The 1,155-nt window shown below is 70.0% G+C and carries 1 protein-coding gene; it reads left to right on the top strand.

All coding sequences use genetic code 11. The features are described from left to right. Positions 1-1,155 (top strand): xylose isomerase (gene xylA, locus ACY1JF_RS31880; RefSeq protein WP_462708754.1); only part of this gene is annotated, 1,155 nt, incomplete at its 5' end.

The following is a 1,155-nucleotide window of genomic DNA, read 5'->3' as shown; positions in this document are numbered from 1 at the left end:
CCCACTCCCGAGGACAGGTTCACGTTCGGTCTGTGGACCGTTGGGTGGCAGGGCAGGGATCCGTTCGGGGACGCGACCCGGCCGCAGCTGGATCCGGTGGAGTCGGTGCGGCGTCTGGCGGAGCTGGGTGCCTACGGGGTGACCTTCCACGACGACGATCTGATCCCGTTCGGTGCCGACGAGGCGGGCCGTGAGGCGCGGGTGAAGAGGTTCCGGCAGGCGCTGGAGGCGTCGGGCATGAAGGTGCCGATGGCGACGACGAACCTGTTCACGCATCCGGTGTTCAAGGACGGGGCGTTCACCGCGAACGACCGGGACGTGCGCCGGTTCGCGCTGCGCAAGACGGTCCGCAACATCGATCTGGCGGTGGAGCTGGGGGCCGAGGTGTATGTGGCCTGGGGCGGGCGTGAGGGCGCGGAGTCGGGTGCGGCCAAGGACGTGCGGGATGCGCTGGAGCGGATGAAGGAGGCCTTCGATCTGCTCGCGCAGTATGTGACGGAGCAGGGTTATGACCTGCGGTTCGCGATCGAGCCGAAGCCGAACGAGCCGCGCGGGGACATTCTGCTGCCCACGGTGGGGCACGCGCTGGCGTTCATCGAGCGTCTGGAGCGTCCCGAGCTGTTCGGGGTGAACCCGGAGGTGGGGCACGAGCAGATGGCGGGGCTGAACTTCCCGCACGGTGTCGCGCAGGCGCTGTGGGCGGGCAAGCTGTTCCATCTGGACCTGAACGGGCAGTCGGGGATCAAGTACGACCAGGACCTGCGGTTCGGGGCGGGGGATCTGCGTTCGGCGTTCTGGCTGGTGGACCTGTTGGAGACGGCCGGTTACCAGGGGTGCCGGCACTTCGACTTCAAGCCGCCCCGGACCGAGGACGCCGAGGGGGTGTGGGCGTCGGCGGCGGGCTGTATGCGCAACTATCTGATCCTCAAGGAGCGGGCCGCCGCTTTCCGGGCCGATCCCGAGGTCCGGGAGGCGCTGGCCGCGTCCCGGCTGGACCAGCTGGCCCGGCCCACCGCCGAGGACGGCCTGGCGGCCCTGCTGGCCGATCCCACCGCGTACGAGACCTTCGACGCCGAGGCCGCCGCCGCCCGCGGCATGGCCTTCGAACACCTCGACCAGCTCGCCATGGACCACCTCCTCGGCGCCCGGAACTGA

The organism is Streptomyces sp. SYSU D01066-1, assembly GCF_054956795.1.
This window is presented reverse-complemented; position numbering and strand designations above follow the sequence as displayed.